17 protein-coding genes are annotated in these 19,236 nt (G+C 26.5%); 9 read left to right on the forward strand and 8 right to left on the reverse strand.

The features are described 5' to 3' along the window. Positions 1–72: 72 nt before the first annotated feature. A complete protein-coding gene (locus AMYT_RS12010) occupies positions 73–837 on the forward strand; it encodes a dienelactone hydrolase family protein (protein WP_162919507.1) in 765 nt (254 codons plus the stop codon). Here the strand turns inward: AMYT_RS12010 and AMYT_RS12015 are convergent. From AMYT_RS12015 to AMYT_RS12025, 3 genes are all read right to left on the reverse strand, one after another. Further along, the gene (locus AMYT_RS12015) at positions 827–1,900 is read right to left on the reverse strand and encodes a Cj0069 family protein (RefSeq protein ID WP_114842763.1); all 1,074 of its coding nucleotides are present in this window, start codon (positions 1,898–1,900) and stop codon (positions 827–829) included. The two genes, AMYT_RS12010 and AMYT_RS12015, sit on opposite strands and share 11 nt — an antisense overlap. Positions 1,901–1,971: 71 nt before the next feature. Further along, positions 1,972–2,925: an aminodeoxychorismate synthase component I gene (locus AMYT_RS12020; protein ID WP_114842764.1), complete on the reverse strand. Its 954-nt coding sequence runs from the start codon at positions 2,923–2,925 to the stop codon at positions 1,972–1,974. Between the two features lie 8 nt (positions 2,926–2,933). After that, positions 2,934–3,809: an aspartate carbamoyltransferase catalytic subunit gene (locus tag AMYT_RS12025; protein ID WP_114842765.1), complete on the reverse strand. Its 876-nt coding sequence runs from the start codon at positions 3,807–3,809 to the stop codon at positions 2,934–2,936. Between the two features lie 154 nt (positions 3,810–3,963). On the opposite strand from AMYT_RS12025, the gene AMYT_RS12030 reads away from it, so the two are divergent. The 3 genes from AMYT_RS12030 (at position 3,964) to gdhA (ending at position 7,963) form a co-directional block, all read left to right on the forward strand. Then, the gene (locus tag AMYT_RS12030; protein WP_114842766.1) at positions 3,964–5,157 is read left to right on the forward strand and encodes an aspartate aminotransferase family protein; all 1,194 of its coding nucleotides are present in this window, start codon (positions 3,964–3,966) and stop codon (positions 5,155–5,157) included. Continuing rightward, entirely contained in the window at positions 5,135–6,310 is a 1,176-nt protein-coding gene (locus AMYT_RS12035; protein ID WP_114842767.1) for a TolC family protein, read from the forward strand. The genes AMYT_RS12030 and AMYT_RS12035 overlap by 23 nt, the downstream gene beginning before the upstream one ends. Before the next feature lie 300 nt (positions 6,311–6,610). Further along, the gene (gene gdhA, locus AMYT_RS12040; protein WP_114842768.1) at positions 6,611–7,963 is read left to right on the forward strand and encodes an NADP-specific glutamate dehydrogenase; all 1,353 of its coding nucleotides are present in this window, start codon (positions 6,611–6,613) and stop codon (positions 7,961–7,963) included. A 32-nt stretch (positions 7,964–7,995) separates the two neighbouring features. Here gdhA and pyk read toward each other — a convergent pair whose 3' ends face one another. Then, positions 7,996–9,444 carry a pyruvate kinase gene (pyk, locus tag AMYT_RS12045; protein WP_114842769.1) on the reverse strand — a complete coding sequence of 483 codons (1,449 nt, stop codon included), beginning with the start codon at positions 9,442–9,444 and terminating at the stop codon, positions 7,996–7,998. A 144-nt stretch (positions 9,445–9,588) separates the two neighbouring features. Here pyk and AMYT_RS12050 point away from each other — a divergent pair, with 144 nt between their 5' ends. Continuing rightward, positions 9,589–10,596 carry an SAM-dependent methyltransferase gene (locus AMYT_RS12050; protein WP_114842770.1) on the forward strand — a complete coding sequence of 336 codons (1,008 nt, stop codon included), beginning with the start codon at positions 9,589–9,591 and terminating at the stop codon, positions 10,594–10,596. A 26-nt stretch (positions 10,597–10,622) separates the two neighbouring features. On the opposite strand, the gene AMYT_RS12055 is transcribed toward AMYT_RS12050, so the two are convergent. Together AMYT_RS12055 and AMYT_RS12060 are read right to left on the reverse strand one after the other, a co-directional pair. Next, positions 10,623–10,994, reverse strand: coding sequence for a DUF779 domain-containing protein (locus AMYT_RS12055; RefSeq protein ID WP_114842771.1), 372 nt, complete (start codon positions 10,992–10,994; stop codon positions 10,623–10,625). Positions 10,995–11,030: 36 nt separating this feature from the next. Next, positions 11,031–12,527 carry an aldehyde dehydrogenase family protein gene (locus AMYT_RS12060; protein WP_114842772.1) on the reverse strand — a complete coding sequence of 499 codons (1,497 nt, stop codon included), beginning with the start codon at positions 12,525–12,527 and terminating at the stop codon, positions 11,031–11,033. 195 nt (positions 12,528–12,722) lie between these two features. Here AMYT_RS12060 and AMYT_RS12065 point away from each other — a divergent pair, with 195 nt between their 5' ends. The 4 genes from AMYT_RS12065 (at position 12,723) to AMYT_RS12080 (ending at position 15,903) form a co-directional block, all read left to right on the forward strand. After that, positions 12,723–14,642 (forward strand): FIST N-terminal domain-containing protein, encoded by a 1,920-nt coding sequence (locus tag AMYT_RS12065; protein ID WP_114843200.1) that lies wholly within the window; start codon positions 12,723–12,725, stop codon positions 14,640–14,642. Beyond that, positions 14,623–15,282, forward strand: a complete 660-nt coding sequence (locus AMYT_RS12070) for a response regulator transcription factor (RefSeq protein WP_114842773.1) — start codon at positions 14,623–14,625, stop codon at positions 15,280–15,282. The genes AMYT_RS12065 and AMYT_RS12070 overlap by 20 nt, the downstream gene beginning before the upstream one ends. 81 nt (positions 15,283–15,363) lie before the next feature. Beyond that, entirely contained in the window at positions 15,364–15,564 is a 201-nt protein-coding gene (thiS, locus tag AMYT_RS12075) for a sulfur carrier protein ThiS (protein ID WP_114842774.1), read from the forward strand. Positions 15,565–15,570: 6 nt separating this feature from the next. Further along, complete coding sequence (locus tag AMYT_RS12080) at positions 15,571–15,903, forward strand: YraN family protein (RefSeq protein ID WP_114842775.1); 333 nt, start codon at positions 15,571–15,573, stop codon at positions 15,901–15,903. On the opposite strand, the gene AMYT_RS12085 is transcribed toward AMYT_RS12080, so the two are convergent. Both AMYT_RS12085 and AMYT_RS12090 read right to left on the reverse strand, forming a co-directional pair. Continuing rightward, on the reverse strand, positions 15,893–16,561 hold the full coding sequence (locus AMYT_RS12085) for a DUF502 domain-containing protein (RefSeq protein ID WP_114842776.1): 669 nt from the start codon (positions 16,559–16,561) through the stop codon (positions 15,893–15,895). The two genes, AMYT_RS12080 and AMYT_RS12085, sit on opposite strands and share 11 nt — an antisense overlap. Before the next feature lie 76 nt (positions 16,562–16,637). After that, positions 16,638–19,157, reverse strand: a complete 2,520-nt coding sequence (locus tag AMYT_RS12090; protein ID WP_114842777.1) for a methyl-accepting chemotaxis protein — start codon at positions 19,155–19,157, stop codon at positions 16,638–16,640. Positions 19,158–19,236: the final 79 nt, after the last annotated feature.

Consider the following 19,236-nt stretch of genomic DNA (forward strand, 5'->3'; position numbering starts at 1 on the left):
TTAATGTTTTATTTTATTCCCAAGTTTTTTTCTTTTGTTATAATAGCCAAAAAATTTTTAGGACATATAAAAGTGAAAGAGTTAAAAAAGACTATAAAAAAATATGAGAATTTTGAAGATACCTATAAAAAAGGGTTTATTGGAATACCAAAAAACTTTTTTAATAATAATGAAGCTTTAATTTTAACTATTGAAGAATTTAAAGAAAAATTTTCAGACTTAAAAATAACTAAAAACTATCCAACTTTATTTTATATGCATGGCTCTGCTGGATTTTCCTATGGAAAAGAGTATTGCAAAGCTATAATAGAAGAAGGCTTTATCTTTTTTGCTCCAAACTCTTATGAACTAAAAAATAGACCAACATATAAAACTCCAACAAAAATAAGAAACTATGAAGAAGTTCATAAAGTAAGAGTTGCTGAAGTTTTTTATAATATTAATAGATTAAAAGAGTTTTCATTTATAAATATAGAAAATATTTTTTTAATGGGAAGTAGTGAGGGTGCATTAGCTGCTGCAAAATATAAAGGAAAAGAGTTTAAAGGAAGAGTTGTTGTTGCTTATGCTTGCGAAAATGGTTATTATAGTCGTGATTTTAAAATTGGAGCCAAAAAAAAAGACCCATTTTTAAATATAATTGGTACACATGACCAATATTTTAGCAAATACTCAAAATATGAAGAAAAAAAAGTAAATGGACATTGTGCTATGGCACTACTTGAATATAAAAATGCAAAAGTTGTACTACTTCCAAAAACAAAACATAATGTAATTGAAAATCCTTACACTATTTATGAAGTAGTAAACTTTTTAAAATTTTGGACTAATATGTAGCTTTTTTTAATAAAATATCTTTATCAAGTTTAAAATCAATAGCCTGAGGTTTAAATACCTTTGCAATATCTCTTGCATACTCTAATTGTGTTGTTATTCCCACACACGAGCAGTTTATTTCACTTAAAACATATATATCATTTAACTGTTTATCATAATCTAAAATATAATCCATTGTCCAAAGTAATGGAAAATCTTCATTTTTGCAATAGGGTTTTATTTCATCTAAACCTTGCATAGTTAAATCTATAACTTTTTTATATTTTGGTAAAGTTGGCTCTTCATATTTATATTGTGCGCCTGAAAATAAAGTTGCAGAAAATTCCCCCTCTTGAGGCTTTTTATGTACTACTGAAATTGGTCTATCATTAACAAGTAAAACTCTAATCTCACCTTCATTAATTCTACTTAAATATTTGCAAGAAACAAAACCTTTTTTATTTTTAAAATAGACTGCATTTTTTTCCTCTTCTTCAAATTTTAAAGAAAAATTAGCTAAAAACTCATCAAGATTACTAAAATGTTCTTTTTCATTATTTACAGCTTCAGTTGAAGAAATAGTATTATCTTCATTTAATGATATTAAATAAACCCCCTCACCTGTTGAACCATAATTTGTTTTAAGAACTCTTATTTTTTCCCTATTTAATACCTTTGGGAAATCTATTTTAAACTCTTTAAAATCTTGATAAAATTTAGTGCTTTTTTCACCTAACACAGTATCTTTTAATTTAAATAAAATATCTTTAAAATCTAAGTTAATCATTACATCTGGATGAGTATGCACTATTACTTGTTTATTTGCTAAGTTTTTTAAAAACTGAAAATACTCATCTATTTGTTTTAAGTTTCCAGGATTTATTCTACTAATTACACAATAAGCATTATTTACTAAATATTCAAATAACTGCTCTTTTTTATTTGGTATATAAAATACAATTTCAGTTTCTAAAGAAGTTGCTTCCTCAATAGCCTTTAATATTGGCTTAGTATCTGGTCTAAAGCCATCAAAACCTTTATCAGTTCCAGCAGCATACTCAATAACTACAACTTTATTTTTCATAATGTCTCCTACTATTTTTTAAAAAATATTATAGGAATTTTATAAAATTATAGTTACAGAATAATTACAGTTTAAGAGGGAATATAAATTTTATCTAGAAGTTCTTGATATTCTAAAGTTACATTTGAATCACAAGTTATTCCTCCACCACTTTTATAAAAAAACTCATTTTTATGTTTTTCAATAAATCTAATTAATACAAAACTTTGAACTTTTTGTGAAGTAAAAACTCCAGCAATTCCCGTATAAAAATCTCTTTTATATGCTTCTACTTTATTTAAAATATCAACTGTTATTTTTTTAGGAGTTCCTGTAATAGAACCTGCTGGTAAAATTGAAGTTATAATATCTCCAAATTTACTTTGCCAATTATCATCTAAAGTTCCATGAATTTTAGAACTTACTTGAAGAAGTTTTTTTTCACCTGCATTTATCTTCTCACAAAATCTAAACTTATCAACTTTAACTTTTGAAGAGACAATTGCTAAATCATTTCTTAGTAAATCAACAACCATTGTATGTTCAGCCATCTCTTTTATATCACCTAAAATTCTAGTTTGAGCATTTGGTATTTTTGTGTCAATTGTTCCTTTCATAGGATAAGTATAGATTTTATTTTTTTTAATTTCTATAAATCTTTCAGGAGAGAAACATACAAACTCATCTTTATATTTTAATTTAAACCTAGCTTTTGCTTTTTTATATATCTCTTCTAAAGATAAAGAAGTTTGTATTTTTGTTTTGCAAGTTAGATTTAAAAGATAGCTATTTCCATTTAATATTTCTTCTTGCAAAATATCAAATTTACTTTTATACTCTTTAAAACTTATAGGATATTTTTTTACTAAAATTTTTTCTTGAAGTTTTGATTGACTTTTTTCACAAAGCTCAAACTTTATATTAGAAGGTAAGTCTTTAAGTTTAATTATCTCATATTTACTTAAATCATAAGAAATCATAAAAAAAAATGGCTCATTTTCTGAGCCATATTTATTTAATAATAGTCTAATTTCCTCTTTTTTCAAAGAACTACTTATTTTAATAATTTTTTTAGAACTGCCATTCTTATAGCAACACCATTTGATACTTGTTCTAATATTTTATTTCTAGGATCCAATAGCATCTCATCATCAATATCAATATTTCTATTTACAGGACCTGGGTGAAGTAATAAAATATCTCTATCTTGGAAACTATCTTTTGTTATACAATAATCTTTTGCATACTCTTGCATAGAAGTATAATAAATTTCAGAGTGTCTTTCTAATTGAGTTCTTAAACTCATTACAATATCCACTTCATTGATTATTTCATTTAAAAATGTTACTTGTCTAAAAGCTGAATCTTCTGATTTAAAATGATCTGGTGCAACAATAATTGGTTCTATTCCAAATCTTGGTAAAAGTTCAAGATTAGATGATGCAACTCTTGATGTTTTAACATCTCCAACTATTGCTATTTTTTTACCTTCTATATTTGCATTAAAATGTTCACTTATTGTAAATAAATCCAATAAAGCTTGTGTAGGATGTGCATTTTTACCATCACCTGCATTTAAAATAGGACAATTTACATGCTCCACTAAACTTCCAGGTAATCCGCACTCGCTATGCCTTATAATAATAGCATCTGGTTTCATAGCATTAATGTTTGCAACAGTATCAAAAATAGTCTCACCTTTACTTCTTGAACTTGTACCAACATCTAAAGAAACTACTTCTGCACCTAATCTTTTCGCTGCTATTTCAAAAGAACTTCTTGTTCTTGTTGAGTTTTCAAAAAATAGTGTTACAACTAATTTACCTTGTAAAAAAAGATTAGATTGTAAATCCTTAAACATTCTAGCATCGTCAAAAAGATTTAAAATTTCCTCATTAGTAAAATCAGAAGGTGTAATCAAGTGCTGCATTTTTTTCCTTTAATTTTAGTTTTGATTATACCCAAAGAGCCATTAAAAAAATCCTTTAAAATGAAGATTTTTTTAACTTATTTTTTCAATTAACATTTTGTTCAATTAAATTAGATATAATCCTACTATTATATAAATTTCGTTAGGGAAAAAAATGTCAAAAGAGTTAGAAAATCTTGATAAAAGCTATGTGTTATCAACATATGCTAGAAATTATGTAAACTTTAAAAAAGGTATAAATGCTACATTATATGATGAAAACGGTAAAGATTATATCGATTTTACATCAGGGATTGGTGTAGTATCAGTAGGTCATGGTAATAAACAAGTTGCAAATGCAATTTGTGAACAAGTAAATAATATTACTCATATTTCAAATTTATATGTTATTGAACCTCAAGCAAAATTAGCACAACAAATCGCAAAATTAAGTGGATATGATGTTGCTACTTTTTTTGCAAATAGTGGAGCTGAAGCAAATGAAGGTGCAATTAAAATTGCAAGAAAATATGGGGAAACAAAATTTAAGAAAAAAAAATACAAAGTTATCACATTAGAACACTCTTTTCATGGAAGAACAATTACAACTGTTAAAGCAACAGGGCAACAAAAATTTCACTCGCCTAACTTTGCTCCATATCCAGATGGGTTTTCATATGATACAACTATTGATGATATTTATAATTCAATAGATGATGAAACTGTTGCTGTGATGATTGAGCTAGTTCAAGGAGAAGGTGGAGTTCAACCTTTTGAAAAAGCAGCTATTCAAGAACTTGCAAAGTTTTTAAAGCAAAATGATATTTTTCTAATTGTTGATGAAGTTCAAACAGGTGTTTATAGAACAGGTGAATTTTTAGCTTGTAACTTATATGAAATTGAACCAGATATTATTACACTTGCAAAAGGATTAGCTGGAGGTGTTCCAATTGGGGCAGTTTTAACTAAACATAAAGATATTTTTGAGCCAGGAGACCATGGTTCTACTTTTGGTGGAAACTATTTAAGTACAGCAGCAGGACTTGCGGTAGTTAATATTTTAGAAAACTATAAAAATAGTGGTAAACTTGATGAAACAATAATCTATTATGAAAAAAAGCTAAATGAAGTTTATGAAAGAAATAGAGATATTTTTCTTGATAGTGTAGGTCTTGGTCTTATGAGAGGATTAAGAGTAAAAGATGAAAAAACTCTATCAGATATAATTAAAAAATCTTTAGAAGAAGGAGTAATGGTACTTAAAGCTGGAAAAAATACTTTAAGACTTTTACCTGTTTTAACAATATCAAAAGAAGAGATTGACGAAGGGTTCAAAAGGTTAGAAAATGCACTTAGCAAAATCTCTTAAGATAAAACTACTTTTATGTAGTTTTATCCCTTTATATCTAAACTCATCAAATTTAGAAAATATTCTTTCAGAAGATAGGCTAAAAAAGTTTGAATTAGATGAAAAAAAAGTAATAGAAGATAGTAGTAAGCTAAGAAAAGATTGGATAAACCCTATTACTTATACCTACTCAAAAGTAGATGGACAGACAAATGATTATGAAAAATCTGTAATTAGAGTAGATCAGCCAATTTTTAAAAGTGGTGGAATTTATAAAGCTATTAAATATGCTGATGCTTCTGAAAAATACTCAAATTTGGGTATAAATATTGAAAAAAAATCTTTAATTACACAAGCTTTAAACCTATTATATAATATCCACAAGATGGATTTAGAGATTGAAAAAACTACTTTTATTTTAAAAAATGCACAAATAGATGTTCAAAGAAAAAAAGAGCAAGTTTTAAATGGCTTTTTAGATACTTCATATTTAGATAATGCAATTTTAGATGCAAATAGTGCTAAAAAGAACCTAATTGATTTAAAATATCAAAAAAAAGAACTAATAAATAAGTTTAATAATATAGCAAGTGGAGAGTATGAAAAGTTTGATTTACCAACTTTTGAATTGGTTTCAAAAGAAGAGTTTATAAATAAAAACTTAGAACTATTACAAGCACAAGCAAATACAAATACAAAATATGAATTAAAAGGAATGGTATTATCAAAATATTTACCAACTTTAAGTGCAACTTATGATTATACTAGAAACCACTCTTCTACAACTATTGTAGATAAGGAGACTCAAAGTGTAGGAATCTCTATTTCTATGCCCTTTGATGTACGAACTTTTAATGATATAGAAGCAACACAAATTGATTATTTAAAATCAAAACTAGAATTAAAAAATAAAATCTTAGAAGAAGAAAATTTTTATAAATCAAAATTAGCAAAAATAGAGACTATTGAAGAAAAAATAGATATTACAAAAGATGATTATAAACTATATAACTCTTTACTTGACACTATAATGGAAGAAAAAAATGCAGGCTTAAAAACTACAAGTGATGTGGAAACTCTTTTAAACTCTTCAAAAGTTAAAGAACTAGAATTAAAGATTTTTAAATTAGATAAACAAATCGAACTATTAGAAATCTATGCTAAATTAAATTAAATACAAAAGAAGAAGAATAATGTTCAATAATAAATATTTAACTTATTGAATTATTATTCTTCCTATTATCACTATCTTAATTACCTCAATACTCTTTTTATATAAATTTATTCCCTATGAAAATCAAGCTTTTAAAAGAGAGTTTCAAAAAAAATCACTTCCTTACTCAAAGTATTACTTGTCTTGTCTATTTTTTAATCAGATTTATTAAAATTGAAACTTTTTGTGATAAAATTTAACATTTTAGTTAAATTAACTTTAATATTAATTACACTTTTAGTTTATAAAAAAAGGAGAAATATGCCATACGTAAAAGAAGTTTTTAATTATTTAAAAAGATCAAGTCCATCTCAAACAGAATTTTATCAAGCAGCTGAAGAAGTTCTTGAATCACTAAGACCTTTAATCGAAAAATATCCAAAATATGCAAAACACAAAATTATAGAAAGAATTGTAGAACCTGAAAGACAAATCTTCTTTAGAGTAAATTGGGTTGATGATAATGGAGAAATTCAAGTTAATAAAGGATTTAGAGTTGAGTTTAACTCAGCATTAGGCCCATATAAAGGTGGTCTTAGATTTCATCCAAGTGTAAATGCTGGTGTTATTAAATTTTTAGGTTTTGAACAAATATTTAAAAATGCTTTAACAGGACTTCAAATAGGTGGAGGAAAAGGGGGAAGTGATTTTGACCCTAAAGGAAAATCTGATAATGAAATTATGAGATTTTGCCAAGCGTTTATGACAGAACTATTTAGACATATAGGTGCAAATACTGATGTTCCAGCGGGAGATATAGGAGTTGGAGCAAGAGAGATTGGATATATGTTTGGAATGTATAAAAAACTTGCAAATAGATATGAGGGTGTTTTAACTGGAAAGTCTTTATTATGGGGAGGTTCTTTAGGTAGAACACAAGCAACAGGATATGGAGCTGTTTATTTTGCAAAATATATGCTAGAAGCTAGAAATGAAACTTTAGAAAATAAGATTTGTGTTGTTTCAGGTTCTGGAAATGTTGCTATTTATACTATTGAAAAACTTTATCAAATAGGTGCTATTCCTGTAACTTGTAGTGATTCAAGAGGTATGATTTATGATAAAGAAGGAATAGACTTAGAACTTCTAAAAGAGTTAAAAGAAGTAAAAAGACAAAGATTAACAGAATATGTAAAACATAGACCAAATGCTATTTATACTCCTGTTGAAGAGTATAAAGAGGGAACAAATGCAGTATATAGTATCCCATGTTTTGCTGCATTTCCAAGTGCTACACAAAATGAATTAAATTTAAAAGATGCAAAGAATCTATTAGCAAATGGATGTATTTGTGTAAGTGAAGGAGCAAATATGCCTTCTACTCCTGATGCTGTAAATTTATTTATAAAAGAAAAAATAGCTTATGGTCCAGGTAAAGCTGCAAATGCTGGTGGGGTTGCAACAAGCCAATTAGAAATGGCACAAAATGCTTCAATGGTAAATTGGACTTTTGAAGAAGTTGAAGCAAAATTAGAGCAAATTATGAAAAATATTTTTGAAACTACTAGCAAAACTGCTGCTGAATTTGGTGAACCTACAAATTTAGTTCTTGGTGCTAATATTGCTGGATTTAGAAAAGTTGCTGATGCAATGATTGAACAAGGTTTAGTATAAACCAAAAAGAGTTTAAAAGAAGTAAGTTAAACTTACTTCTTTTGGTGAGGAAGATTTAAATAATATTCTATTTCGCTCTCAGTTAAAATTTTAATTGTATTTGTACTTCCTGGCATACCAACTGGGTATCCAACAGTTGCCACATAAGGACCTTTTTTATCTAATAACCCTTTTGAATCTAAAGTTTTTAGCATTTTTTGAAACATTTTTGAAGCTTGAGACTCTTTTATTGTATCAATTGGATAAATACCCCAAACTGCTGTTAATCCACTTAATACTCTTTTTTTATGCGTAAAAGTAAAAATCTTAGTTCTTGGTCTATATCTTGACATTCTAATAGCAGATTGTCCAGAACTTGTTAAAGCTAAAATTCCTTTTGCATTAATATCATCAGCAAGTTTTGTAACTGTAGATTGAATAACATCAAATTCATCGATATAATTCATCTTATCTTGTTTATCAAAAGCATAAATCTCTTCAGTTTTTGCAATAATATTTCTCATTGTTTCAACAACATTTACAGGGTCATCTCCAACAGCACTCTCTTCACTTAACATTACCACATCTGTTCCATCTAAAACAGCATTTGCAACGTCAGAAATTTCTGCTCTTGTAGCTCTTTCATTATGTGTCATTGATAAAAGCATTTGTGTTGCTGTAATTACTGGTTTACAAGCAATATTTGCTTTTTTAATAAGTCTTTTTTGAATTGTAGGAACTTCATAATAAGGAACTTCAATCCCTAAATCTCCCCTTGCAACCATTAATCCATCACTTGCTTCTAAAATCTCATCAATATTCTCAACTGCATCAAATTTTTCAATTTTTGCAATTAATTTTCCTTTATATTCACCTAATAGTTTCCTTGCACTTAACATATCTTTTTTATTTTGTACAAAAGAAATAGCAAAATAATCAACCTTATTTTCAACTCCCCATTCAATATCTTTTTTATCTTTTTTAGTAATTACATCAATATCAATTACTGTATTTGGGAAGTTTACTCCTTTTCTTGAACTTAAAATTCCATGATTTTCAACTTTAGCTTTAATTTCAATTCCAGTTTCAATAACTTTTGCTCTAATAGTTCCATCATATAAATAAATATACTCATCTTCTTTTACTTTATCAAGTAGCTCAGGATAATTAATAGATACAACATAACTTTTATTACTTTCTTTATAACCTACTATATCATCTTTTAAAAATGTAATAATATCACCTCTATGTAATTCAAAAGGCTCTTTAATATCTCCAATTCTTACTTTTGGACCTGAAATATCTTGTAATACACCAACTGTTGTATTTAAATTTCTCATAGCAGTTCTAATATTTTTTAAAGTTTGTGAATGATATTCATGATCTCCATGAGAGAAGTTTAATCTAAACATATTAGCACCAGCTTTTATAAGCCCTTCAATTACCTCAACACTATCACTAGCTGGCCCTAATGTTGCTAAAATTTTTGTTCTTTTTACCATGGGCTTCTCCTTTAATTATTTTTATTTCAAATGTATTATACCTAAAATCTATTACATTGTAGTAACAAACCTACTAGTAGATTTTATACAAATTATAAAATTATAATAACTACAATATAACAATTTTTTTGATAAAATCCCAAGATGAAAACATTTAGTAATTATATGAACTCTTGGCTATATGATAATGATGGCTACTATGCAAACTATAAAATTATAGGAAAAGAAGGAGATTTTTTTACCTCTGTTTCTACTACTTCTTTTTTTGGAGGAACAATTGCTAAAAAAATAGTAGATTCAATAGAAGAAAAATCTTTAAGCAAAACTTGCAGTATTGTTGAAATTGGGGCACATCATGGCTACTTACTTGCAGATATTATTCAATTTATTTATACTTTAAAACCTGCACTTTTAAACTCACTAAATTTTATAATTATAGAAAAATTTGAATCCTTACAAAAAAAACAAAAAAGTTATCTTTATGAATCTTTTGGTGATGCTATTAATTTAACTTTTTATAAAGACCTTAGTGAAGTTAAACTAAATGAGGCTTTTATTGTAGCAAATGAAATTTTTGATGCTTTTACTTGTGAGCTTGTTTATACAAAAGATAATATTTTACATCAAGCTTTTGTAAAAGAAAATACTATTTTGTTTCATCCTTGTAAAGATAAAAATATATTAAATTACTGTAAAAAGTTTAATATAACTAAAGGTGAAGTAGCCCTTTCTTATAAATCTTTTATTGAAACTTTAAATAAAAATATAGAAAAATTTATCTTTATTACTTTTGATTATGGGGATAATTATGCAAGAAATGACTTTTCAATAAGAGTTTATAAAAATCATAAAGTTTATGCTTTTTTTGATAAGAGTATAAATGTTTTACAATTTTATAAAAATAGTGATATTACATATGATGTAAACTTTAAATATTTAATAGATATTGCACATAAACTCTCTTTACAAACTAATTTTAAAACACAAGCTATGGCATTAATTGATTTTGGTATAGTTGAACTTTTAGAGCTTTTAAGAAAAAATGTAGATGAAAACAATTACTTAAAACAAACACAAAAAGTAAAACTACTAATTGAACCAACAGGAATGGGTGATAGATTTAAAATGCTTGAAATTAGGAAATTAAAATAATTTACTTAAAAAACTTATGAGCCAAATTAAATTGGCTCTAAGTTTTTATACTCTTCATCAGTAAAAATTCTAGATTTTGTAATAAATTGATACCCTAAATTTATCTCTAAAGAAAAAGAGTTTCCAAAGGCTGCTTTCTCTTCTTTTACATCAATTGTAATTTGAGAATGTCTAAAATACTCAAATTGGTCTTTATCCATAAAAAATTCACATCCACAAATTTCTCCAAGTTTTACATTTCTACTTGGAACATAAAAATCATCTTTTGCATAGCACATAGGAGCTGTACCATCACAGCATCCTCCACTTTGATTAAAAACCAACTCACCATGCTCTTTTTTTAACATTTCAATTATTTCACAAGCTTTAGGAGTTACTTCTACTCTATTAATTTTCATTTTATCTCCTCACATAGGCAAAAAGCCTATGGGTTTTTAAAAGAATCCTAACGCATTTTTGCTATATGAAGTTAAGATATTTTTTGTATGTCTATAAGAGTTTAACATCATCATATGTGTTTCTCTACCAATTCCAGATTTTTTATATCCTCCAAAAGAAGCGTGAGAAGGATATAGATGATAACAATTTACCCAAACTCTACCCGCTTGAATTGCTCTACTTAATTTATGAAGTTGATGGGCATCTCTTGACCAAACTCCTGCACCTAAGCCATAAACTGTATCATTTGCAATTGCAATTGCTTCTTCTTCATCTTTAAAAGTAGTTACAGCTAACACAGGCCCAAAAATCTCCTCTTGGAAAATTCTCATTTTATTATGACCTTTAAAAATTGTAGGTTTTATATAATTTCCATTAGGGAAAGTTGTACTTTTATACTCTTCTCCTCCAATTAAGCACTCAGCCCCCTCTTCTTTTCCTATTTTAATATACTCTAAAATCTTCTCTTTTTGATTTACAGAAGCTTGAGCTCCCATCATATTTGAGCTATCTAAAGGATTATCTTGTGTAATTTTTTCAACTCTTTGTAATACTCTTTGCATAAATGGTTCATAAATTGACTCTTGAATTAAAGCTCTTGAAGGGCAAGTACAAACTTCTCCACTATTAAAAGCAAATAAAACTAGTCCCTCAATTGCCTTATCAAAAAACTCATCATCTTTATGCATAATTGATTCAAAAAATACATTTGGTGATTTTCCACCAAGCTCTAAAGTAGAAGGAATAATATTCTCTGTTGCATATTGCATAATTAGTTGTCCAGTAGTTGTCTCTCCTGTAAAACCTACTTTTTTAACATCTGGATGAGTTGAAAGATATTTTCCTATTTTTCCCCCTGCCCCATTAATAATATTAACAACTCCTTTTGGTAAAACATCTTGAATTATCTCCATAAGTAATAAAATAGACATAGGTGTAGCACTTGCTGGTTTTAAAACTACACAATTTCCAGCTGCTAAAGCAGGAGCTAATTTCCAAGCTGCCATAAGTAAAGGGAAATTCCAAGGAATAATTTGAGCAACTACTCCATAAGGCTCATATATCTCTTGTGAAACTGTATCATTGTCCAAATCTGCAACAGTTCCAGCTTCACTTCTAATAACAGAAGCAAAATATCTAAAATGATCAACAACTAAAGGAATATCTGCATTTAGTGTTTCTCTAATTGTTTTTCCATTATCAAGTGTTTCAGCAATTGCAAGTCTTTCTAAGTTTGCTTCAATAGCATCTGCTACTTTATTTAGCATTGTACTTCTTTCAATAACAGTTGAATATTTATAACTTTCAAAAGCTTTTTTTGCAGCACTTACTGCTAATTCCACATCTTGTTCATTTGATCTTGGAATTTTTGTAAGAACTTCTCCACTAACAGGAGAAAGATTCTCAAAATATTCACCACTTTTTGGTTCAATCCACTCTCCACCAATAAAATTCTCATATTTTTCTTTAAACTGTGGTTTTTCATATACCATTTTTTATCCTTTTATTAGTTTTTTTCGTAGTGATTTTTCACTTTGAAAATAATACTACTTTTGTATAGCCATAGTTTAGCTACAAAATAGCTTTAAAATAGCGATATAAGAAACTACTAATTTATGGGATTTAAACTCTTTAATTAAAAGGATTTTTTTATAATTTCTACTCTTTTTTTGGATAAAATCTTTTTTATGAAATGTTATAACTATAATTTAAACAATAAAAATCTTGAAAATGTTATAAATTTTGAGAAATTTAAAGATAAAAAAAATATCTTAGTTCAAATCTTTTGTGGGAATAACCATAAAGTATTTAAAAAAATAAATAGCTATATACAAAAAAACCTGCCCCAAGCTACAATTATTGGTGCAACTACTGATGGAGAGATTATTGAAGATAAAGTTACTACTTTAAATAGTATTATTTCTATTAGTATTTTTGATAAAACCTCTTTAGTTAGTGATTTTTCAACTTTAGAAGATAGTTTTGAAAATGGAAAAGAGTTAGCCACTAAACTAATAAAAGAAGATACAAAACTTCTTATTTTATTTACAGATGGGATAAAAATGAATGCTGAAGAGTTCTTAAATGGTATTTCTTCTGTAAATAATAAAGTAAAAATTTGTGGTGGAATGGCAGGAGATAATAGTGAATTTATCCAAACTTTTATCTCTTGTCAAAATAAAATTTTAAAATTTGGCTCGGTGGGAGTTGCTTTAAATTCTAAAGAATTAAAAGTTTATAATGATTATCGATTTAATTGGTCTGCAATTGGAGTTGAACATACTTTAGATAAAGTAATTGGCAATAGAGTTTACTCTATTTCAGGTATGAATCCAATTGATTTTTATGCTAGATATTTAGGGACTGATGTTGCAAAAAATCTTCCTTCAACAGGAATAGAATTTCCTTTAATTATAAAAGATGAATTTTTAAATACTGCAAGAGCAGTTATAAAAAAACATAAAGATGGAAGTTTAAGTTTTGCTGGTAATTTAAAAGAAGGGGATATTGTAAAACTTGGTTTTGGTAATGCTGAAATGATTATGCAAAACCCAATAAAAAAACTAAAAAAAAGTTTAGAGAAAATAAATCCTGAAGCTTTTTTTCTTTTTTCTTGTATGGCAAGAAGAAGATATATGCCAAATTTTATACAAATTGAAATTGAACCTTTTAGTACAATTGCACCTACAAGTGGATTTTTTACTTATGCTGAATTTTTTCATAAAAAAAATGAAAATAAGCTTTTAAATCAAACTCTTACAATAATAGCCTTAAGTGAAAATACAAAAGAAAAAACTATTTATATAAAAAAGAAAAATAGTAAAAAAAATAGTGAATATGCAAGAACAGTAAAAGCCCTTACACATCTAATAGAACAATCTTCAAAAGATTATGATAAACAAACAAAAAAACTTCATAAACAAAAAAGCTACTCAAATAGTCTACTTTTATCCCAAAAACAGTTTTTAAGACATGCTGTACATGAAACAAATACTCCTTTATCTGTAATTATGGGTAATATTGAATTATATGAGATGCAATATGGTAAAAATGCCTATATTTCTAATATTGAAGTTGCAATGAAAAATATCTTTTCTATTTATGATGATTTAACTTATCTAATAAAAAAAGACCAATTAGATAATAGTAAAATAAAAATTGATTTTGTAGATTATATAAGAAGTAGAATAGATTTTTTTTCGCAAGTTGCTTTGCAAGTAAAATCAAATTTTATTTTCAATTTTACACATAAAGATATGCCTATGTTTTTCAATGAATCAAAACTTCAAAGAATAGTTGATAATAATCTAACAAATGCTATAAAATATACTTTTGAAAATGAAGATATTTTTATAAATCTTTCAAAAGAAAATAGTGATTATATTTTAAGTATCTCAAGTCACTCTTGTGTGATTCAAAACCCTAAAAAAATATTTGAAGAGTATTATAGAGAAGAAAAAAACCAAAAAGGCTTTGGGCTTGGATTAAATCTAGTAAAAAGAGTTTGTGATGAAGAGAATATTTTAATAGATGTAGTTTCAAATAAAGATATTACATGTTTTACATATAAATTTAAAGGAGTTGCAAATGAAGATATTATTGCTTGAAGATGATATTATGTTAAACAATGCAATAAAACAGTATCTAACTTCCGTAGGTCATGCAATTACAGCAACAAGAGATGGAGATAGTTGTCTTGATATACTTGATAATGAAAATTTTGATTTATTAATTTTAGATATTAATGTTCCAAATATTGATGGCTTAACCGTATTAGAAATTCTTCATAAACAAAAAAAATCTATTCCTACAATTTATATTTCAGCACTATTAGATATTGAAGATATTTCTAAAGCTTTTGATATAGGATGTAATGATTATTTAAAAAAACCTTTTCATTTAAAAGAGTTACATCTAAGAATTAATAGAATTTTAAAAAATTCAAGTTTACCTTTAAACCATAAAAGACTTTCAAAATCATATAGTTTTGATTTAGAAACAACAACTTTATATTATAATAAAGAGCCTCATATTTTACCTAAAAGACAACTTATGATAATTTCATTATTGGCTAAAAATAGAAGTTTGGTAGTAAATTATGATATGTTTAGAACTTATGCTTATAATGATGAAGATATTGATATAGGAACTATTAGAGCAGAAGTAAATAGAATCAAAAAAATTTTAAAAGAGGATTTTATTATAAATGTAAGAGGTGTTGGCTATATGGTTGAAAGACCACATTAGATATTTTTTTACATATATATTTTGATATACAATAAAGAATAATTAGATAAAATTTTATATAAACAATCAAAGGCGTAAATAATGCAAATTATAGTTAATGGTGAAAATAGAGAGTTTAATGACGAAATAACTCTACAAGAAGTTATTACTACTTTACAAATTGAAGATAAAGTAATGGCTGCTGCTGTTAATATGCAAATAGTAAAAAAAGAGAAATGGGAAAGTTTTAGATTAAGCAATGAAGATAAACTAGAACTTTTACAATTTGTTGGTGGTGGGTGAGTTACCTTGAGTAAAAGTATAGGTGATTTAGCAGAAGAAAAAGCTTGCAAATTTTTACAAAACAAAGGCTTTGAAATTTTGCAAAAAAACTTCTATGCTAAAAAATTAGGAGAGATAGATATTATTGCATCTAAAAATAATATCTATCACTTTTGTGAAGTAAAATCTGCAACTTCATATGAAACTGCTATTTTAAATATAACTTCAAAAAAACTTTCAAAATTAAAAAGAAGTATAAACTACTACTTACAAGTAAAAAACCTAGAGGTTCCTTACTGTTTAGATGCACTTATAGTTGTGGAAGAACAAATCTTTCACTTAGAAAATATTACTTTTTAAGATACTCTTCTATAGTTATAAACTCTTCAATATTTTTTGGTTCGATTTTTAAAATCTCAGCTAAAGATTTAACTCCCATTGATAAAAGATATTGTAAATTTGAATCAAAAGTTGCCTCTTGTATAACATATATCTTATCTTTAGGAACTTCAAACATATACCCTCCATTTGGAATAGGTGTCATAGATAAAGTAACCGTATAATGATCTTTTACAACACTTTGTTTTGTTGAATACATAAGTCCTATATTGTACCCTTGTGTTGTAAACCCTTTTATTAGTACAACTAAAACTTTTTTCTCACCTGATTTTGAAGTATTAAAGATATTTACTAACTCTTTTATTGTTTGATAACCTGGAATTTTTGAATAAATCCTTTGAATAAAATCCCCAAGACTTGTCTCTACAAAAATACCAATAATATATGCAATAAATCCAAGAACAATTACACCAATAACTGTCCATAAAAAAGGATGGTTTTGTGGATTTAAACCAAAAAGTTCAAACATATTACCAGTTAAGGCATTTATATTTTCATAAATCCAAAGTATTATAATTGTAATTGCAATAATTGGAGCTAACCAAAAAAGACCTTTTATAATAACTGTAAGAAAATGGTCTTTTCCATGAGAAAAATATTTCTTTATTTTATTTAACATATTGTTCCTTTGAAATAATATGTTAAATTATATCTTAAGTTGTTTAACCAAAAGTATAAAGAAAATTCTTTATACTTTATTTTTTCCCTTTAAACTCTTTTGTATTAGCATCTTCTACTATTTTTAAAGCTATTTTATTTGTCTGTAAAGATACATCTTGAGTTTGATTAGCAATTGATGCATTTTTTTGTGTTTGTTGGTCTAATAATGTAACTGCATCATTAATCTGCTCAATTCCACTTTGTTGTTCTTTTGAAGCTGCACTAACTTCTGTTATAAGTTCTATTGCTCCATTAATATTTTCATTTAAAGAAGTATATCCCTCAATCATCAATGCTGCTATTTTTTTACCTTCATTTGCTTTTAATGTAGCTTGTTCAACTATGTGTTTTATTTTATTTGCTGCTTCTGCACTTCTACTTGCTAAATTTCGCACCTCTTGTGCAACAACTGCAAAACCTCGCCCTGCTTCACCAGCAGTTGCTGCTTCTACTGCTGCATTAAGTGATAGAATATTTGTTTGAAATGCTATTTGGTCAATTACTGTTATTGCCTCATTTATGGCTTCTACTTGTGCATTTATATCTTCCATTGATTTTGTTGTATTTAATGCTAACTCTTGACCTCTTGTTACTGAACTTGTAAGTTCTTTTGCATTTTCACTCATCTTTTGTACATTATTTGAGTTATTTATTACTGTACTTGTTATCTCTTCTAAAGCTGCTGCTGTCTCTTCTAAAGATGCCGCTGCTTCATTTGCACTTGTATTTAAAACTTCCACATTATTTAAAAGATTTTTTGAACCTTTTTGTAAAATTAGTCCAGTTTCTTGATTTTCAATTAACATAGAAGTAATAGAATCACCTAAAATATTAATTCCATCAATAAGCTCTTCAATCTCCCCTTTTAGATTTTTCTTATCTACGCTATTTAAATAGTTATAATTTGAATACTCATTTAAAACTTCTAAAATAGAGCCAATATTACCTTCTAAATTATTAAGCATTTGATTAATTAACTCTTTTAACTCATTTAAACCTTTATTATCTGAGTTTAAAGTTATTCTACTTTTTAAATCTCCAGAATTTACAATACTAATAACCTTACTTGCATCTTCAATTAAAGCTTTTTCTTTTTCAATTGCTATTTTTATAATATTAATATTATCATTTACTACACTTGACATTATTCCAATTTCATCATTTGATTTAATCTCTAAGCTTTTAACTTCATCACTTTGTTTATTTAAGTATTTAAAAAAAGCAAGTAATCCCTCTTGAAAAGATTTTAAAGGAGATACTATAATTTTATTTATAAAAAATAAAATTACAAAAACTACTACTATTATAATAGCTAAAGAGATTAGGCTAATTAAGTTTCTTAAATTATATGCTGGAGTAAAGGCCTCTTGCTTATCAATTTCAGAAACAATTGCCCACGAAGTTGTATTAAATATATTTATTTTACTAAATACACTTAAAACTTCTATCCCCCTATAATCAATAATTATCTCTTTTCCTATTTCATCTTTAGTAAACTCTTTTAAGGCTTTTTTTGTAGCATCAGATTCTATTTTCCAAACACCAATAGTTGAGTTTAACTCTTGCACAACTTTATTCTCTATATCTTTTATAAACCTAGAGTTATTTCTCATTTTATAATCTTGCCCTACAAGATATACTTCTCCACTCTTTCCCAAACCTGATTCTTCAAATTTTCCATCAAGTCCCATTATTTTGTTGATTTTATTAACAGGCATTTGAAAGATTAAAACACCTTTTTTTTCATTGTTTATATAAATAGGTGTTGCTATAAATGAAGCACTTGAATTATAACTTGGTTCATATGGCATAAAATCTTCAAAAGCTAACTCTTCATTATTTAAAGATAAAGCTTTTTTATAAACTTTACCTAATCCAGTATTTGAATATACTCCCTCTTTTAAATTTGTAGCAAAATCTTTTTCTTTAAAATCTGTATAGATTAAATTTCCTTTTAAATCCACCATAAAAATATCATATAAAGAAAACTCTTTTAAAAATTTATCAAAAGTAGGATGATAAGCTTTATGATTATCCATATAAGTTGAAGAAAATTTTTCATCATATATTAGATTATTCTTTTCGCCAAGTTTTTCTTTATTATTGCTAATAAAAATATATTGGGCAATTTTTGCACTATTTAGTGTGGGGATATACTCTTTTATCTCTTTTCTTTGTTCACTATTTGGAACAGAATAATTTACAGAATTTATATAGTTTGATTGAAAATCTCCTTTTAAGTTTTTTTCAACCATATTAATATCTATATTAACTTCTTCTTCTAATTTATAAAATCCCTCTTCAAAACCTAAAAAAGCATCTTGTGTTATTTTAGAGTTTGAAAGTGATATAAGTAAAGATTCCAAAGACTCAAAATAGTGTCTAATTTCCTCATTTTTTGTAACATTTAATGTTGTTAATTTATTATATTCTGCTTGTAAAAGTGCATCTGTTGATTTACTAATAGATAAAAATATAATACAAATACCTAAAATTACCAATGAAAAAATTGAGATTAATGTTATTTTTGTTTTAATTGTAAAATCACTTTTCATAATTTACTCCTTTCAATTATATTTTAAAATCTTAACCAAAAGAAGTAACACGAAAGTACTAAAAAATAATAAACTATAA

It is taken from the genome of Malaciobacter mytili LMG 24559, assembly GCF_003346775.1.
Classification (GTDB): Bacteria; Campylobacterota; Campylobacteria; order Campylobacterales; family Arcobacteraceae; genus Malaciobacter; species Malaciobacter mytili.